Here is a 3,139-nt window from a genome sequence, read left to right as displayed (position 1 = left end):
GGAAAATCCTCCTTAATGGATGCGGTGCTGAACCTGATACCGGAAGAAGAGCGTATCCAGTACAGCGCCATGACCGGCCAGAGCCTGTTCTATCTCGGTGAAACCAATCTCCAGCATAAAATCCTCGCTATCGCCGAAGAAGAAGGTGTGCGGCAGGCGGCCTATGCGCTCAAGCTGTTGCAGTCGGACGGTGAATTAACGATGGCGAGTACCGGCAAGGATGAGGCAACGGGGGATCTGGTCACCAAAAGCTACACTGTGAAAGGCCCGGTGATGCTGATGTTAACGACGACCGCCATTGATGTGGATGAAGAGCTGCTGAACCGTTGTCTGGTGCTGACGGTCAACGAATCGCGCGAACAGACCGAAGCCATTCATGCGTTGCAGCGCCATAAACAAACGCTCGAAGGCCTGCTGGCTGAGAACGAGCGGGATTATCTGACACGGCTTCACCAGAACGCCCAGCGGCTGCTGAAACCGTTAAATGTGGTCAATCCCTATGCCCGCCAGTTGACATCCCTGTCAGACAAAACCCGCACCCGCCGTGACCATATGAAATATCTCACCCTGATCCAGAGTATTGCCCTGTTGCACCAGTACCAGCGGGAAATCAAGACGGCAGAGCATCGTGGCAAGACGCTCGAATATATCGAAGTGACCAAAGACGATATCCGGCTGGCAAACCAGCTTGCACACGAGATATTAGGCCGGACGCTCGACGAAATGCCGCCGCAGACACGCAAGCTGTTGCTGCTGATACAAGGCTGGATACGGGAAAGCGGGCAGGCGCGGCACGACAGGATTTTTACCCGCAAGCAGTTGCGGGATGCGGTGCAGTGGGGCGATACGCAACTGAAAGTGCATCTTTCCCGGCTGGTTGAAATGGAATACCTGCTGTTGCACCGGCGCGGGCTGACGTTCGCGTATGAACTGCTGTTCGACGGCGAAGACAGCGAGGCCGCTCACTTGTGCGGCCTCATCGTGCCGTGAAAGGGCAGGTATGACGTGTTCCGGTCGGGGTAAAAGAATAAGCAGTCTCCCCTCAGTCGGGGTTCAGTCGGCAGACAGTCGGACAGACAAAATCATCATAAAAGCAGACGCAGCAAGGCGTTACAGCAAAGCGGTCGGATTAGAGAGAAAAACACTGTTCCGGGGCACTTAAATCAACCCATCGTAACCGTATTCCTTATCACACAGAAAGGAGCTTCTTATGGCATCGACAACACTCAGACAGCATATCCAACACTTCCTCGAACACCTTGACGCACTGCGTTATGCGCGGGATACCCGGTCAAATTACCGCAGTGCCCTGATGGAGTTTGCCCGTTGGTGTGACGAGCGTGGGCTAAGCAACGCGCAGCAGATGGGCTTCGCCCATCTGGAAAGCTGGCAACGTTCACTGTCAGCGAAAAAGAATCGTCAGGGTTACCCTATTCTGGCCTGCACTGTCGTGAAAAAACTGGGCTACATCCGCCATCTGTTCGGCTGGCTGGTCAAAAGGCAATACCTGCTGTATAACCCCGCCCTCAATCTGGAACGGCCACGGACAGAAAAGCGTTTGCCGGGGCACATCCTGAGCGAACAAGAAATGCGGCGCATTTTGAGCCTGACCCTTGATGAATCCCCGATGGGCGTGCGTGACCGGGCGATGATGGAAACGTTGTGGAGCAGCGGTATCCGGCGTTCAGAAGCGCAGCGGTTACAGGTCGGCGATGTGGATTTTAGTCACGGTGTGATATTTATCCGACAGGGAAAAGGCCGTAAAGATCGGATGGTGCCATTAGGCCAATCGGCGATAGAGTGGTTACAACGCTACCTGAATGACGTGCGTCCGCGTCTGGTGTGGGGAAAAGATCCGGGTCACCTGTTTCTGTCACGTCGGGGTAAAATGATAAGCGGTTCCAGCATGACTCTGCTGGTTCGTGATGCCTTGCACCGCGCCGGGATAGAAAAGCCCGGCGCCTGTCATCTGTTCCGGCATTCAATGGCGACGCAGATGTTAGAGAACGGGGCGGATACCCGGCACATCCAGGCGATATTAGGGCACGCGAGTCTGGACTCCACGCAAATTTATACGCATGTTGCTATCGGACACTTAAAAAAAGTGCATCAGAAAACGCATCCGGCAGAGCGGGTCAGTCAGCCGCAACCGGGTATTGATGCTAAAGCCCCGGAGAGCCGCTCAGGCGGTGCCAGCGGAGAACCTGACACCGAACCGAAGCCATCGCGCCCCGGACAGCCTGCTCATCCCCGTTGAGTTCGCGGGGATCGGTGTGGGGGCAGACCGTGGCCGGACTGCCCGTCGGCCACGGTGTTGGCGGGGGTAAATGGGCAATGGCCGGCCTGAGCTACCGTGTCCCTAATCAGTCGGTGCAGGCCGTCCAAAGCCCATTCAACATAATGTGGGGGAATTATACGCCACTCACCGGGCAGCTCCGCTGCCCGAATCAACATCGTACAGCGGTTCGCAGCGTATAATTAACATTATGTCTGGCGCCCCCGCTGTTCGGCATCGCCGGAGTGCCGCCGCACAAGGCTGCGCCTTCTGCTGTCAGCCCCTGAGCCAGTCCTCGGAAAAAACCCGTGTTCTTCTTTAGCTGCCGTGCCACCGTCCGGCCAACATCCCTGTAGGCAGGTCGGCCTGCGGCCTCCGTTAATTTACCTCCCCCGCCCCGACCCTGCTGCACTGGCTGCGCCCGGCTCGCAGTCGCTGCGCTCCTCGCTCGTTGCCGTGCTCGCCATCTCCGCCCCGTGCAGCCCCCGCAGGGGGCTTCCCTTGAATAAAGCGCAGTCATGCAAAACCGTGGCAAAACCAAAGCAACGGTGCATCAGAGCGTCGCAGGGCGCCGCTGGCAGGCTCTGTGCCGCCCGCACCCGCAGAACGTGCGCCCGCCGCCCAAGCAAGTTGGGCGACGTTCGCCCGTTGCCGTACAATCCCAAAATGCACGTCGGGGTCAAAAAGGTGATCGGGGCAAAATGGGCGTGCTCCTCCCCTCTGAAAGCCTTGTCCTGCGCGGGCTGGCGCAGCCATGAAGGTATGACTGCATCGGAAATGATGTTCCTAGGTGGAACAGCCAGAACCAGCTTATCGGGGTGCAGACGCCGGGCGGCCAGCAGTGGGATTATCGCTACGATGCCT

At 57.6% G+C, this 3,139-nt stretch carries 5 protein-coding genes and 1 pseudogene; 4 read left to right on the top strand and 2 right to left on the bottom strand.

Annotated features, from left to right (window positions below; translation table 11 throughout):
* The 4 genes and pseudogenes from NXS07_RS19220 to NXS07_RS19205 all read left to right on the top strand — a co-directional run.
* Positions 1-990 (top strand): annotated as a pseudogene (locus NXS07_RS19220) (DNA primase); the annotation flags it as partial.
* A gap of 10 nt (positions 991-1,000) precedes the next feature.
* The gene (locus tag NXS07_RS19215; RefSeq protein WP_258087429.1) at positions 1,001-1,162 is read left to right on the top strand and encodes a hypothetical protein; all 162 of its coding nucleotides are present in this window, start codon (positions 1,001-1,003) and stop codon (positions 1,160-1,162) included.
* A 48-nt stretch (positions 1,163-1,210) separates the two neighbouring features.
* Entirely contained in the window at positions 1,211-2,257 is a 1,047-nt protein-coding gene (xerC, locus tag NXS07_RS19210; RefSeq protein ID WP_238097614.1) for a site-specific tyrosine recombinase XerC, read from the top strand.
* Between the two features lie 29 nt (positions 2,258-2,286).
* Positions 2,287-2,478 carry a hypothetical protein gene (locus NXS07_RS19205; protein WP_258087428.1) on the top strand — a complete coding sequence of 64 codons (192 nt, stop codon included), beginning with the start codon at positions 2,287-2,289 and terminating at the stop codon, positions 2,476-2,478.
* Here the strand turns inward: NXS07_RS19205 and NXS07_RS19200 are convergent.
* Together NXS07_RS19200 and NXS07_RS19195 are read right to left on the bottom strand one after the other, a co-directional pair.
* Positions 2,448-2,795: a hypothetical protein gene (locus NXS07_RS19200; protein ID WP_238097612.1), complete on the bottom strand. Its 348-nt coding sequence runs from the start codon at positions 2,793-2,795 to the stop codon at positions 2,448-2,450. The two genes, NXS07_RS19205 and NXS07_RS19200, sit on opposite strands and share 31 nt — an antisense overlap.
* Positions 2,792-3,031 (bottom strand): hypothetical protein, encoded by a 240-nt coding sequence (locus NXS07_RS19195; protein ID WP_258087427.1) that lies wholly within the window; start codon positions 3,029-3,031, stop codon positions 2,792-2,794. The genes NXS07_RS19200 and NXS07_RS19195 overlap by 4 nt, the downstream gene beginning before the upstream one ends.
* Positions 3,032-3,139: the final 108 nt, after the last annotated feature.

Source organism: Xenorhabdus bovienii (assembly GCF_024721015.1).
GTDB classification, from domain to species: Bacteria; Pseudomonadota; Gammaproteobacteria; order Enterobacterales; family Enterobacteriaceae; genus Xenorhabdus; species Xenorhabdus bovienii.
The sequence above is the reverse complement of the archived record's forward strand: the minus strand, read 5'-3'. Positions and strand labels throughout refer to the sequence as shown.